Source organism: Vibrio sp. M260112 (genome assembly GCF_036533775.1).
Lineage (GTDB): Bacteria > Pseudomonadota > Gammaproteobacteria > Enterobacterales > Vibrionaceae > Vibrio.
Window position 1 is genome coordinate 1 of record NZ_JATABH010000218.1, and the last position, 352, is coordinate 352.

The window sequence follows — 352 nt, forward strand, 5'->3', positions numbered from 1 at the left end:
GATAAAAACAAAAAGACCCCAGCATTTCTGCTGGGGTCTGGAATAAGTGGCGGAGCGGACGGGACTCGAACCCGCGACCCCCGGCGTGACAGGCCGGTATTCTAACCAACTGAACTACCGCTCCGCACTGGTTAGACTCTTGAGTCTAAGTTTTTGCCTTTAGATTTTCCCTTAATAAAAAGGTCTAAAATCTAAAAACGAAATTAAAGCCTGGCGATGTCCTACTCTCACATGGGGAAACCCCACACTACCATCGGCGCTAATTCGTTTCACTTCTGAGTTCGGAATGGAATCAGGTGGGTCCAAATCGCTATGGTCGCCAAGCAAATTCTTTAATCTGGAAAGCTGTTAA

At 47.2% G+C, this 352-nt stretch carries 1 tRNA gene and 1 rRNA gene; both read right to left on the minus strand.

The features are described 5' to 3' along the window. Positions 1-47 precede the first annotated feature (47 nt). Positions 48-124: transfer RNA gene (locus QTN95_RS21205), tRNA-Asp, on the minus strand. An 84-nt stretch (positions 125-208) separates the two neighbouring features. Further along, positions 209-324 (minus strand): 5S ribosomal RNA (gene rrf / locus QTN95_RS21210). Positions 325-352: the final 28 nt, after the last annotated feature.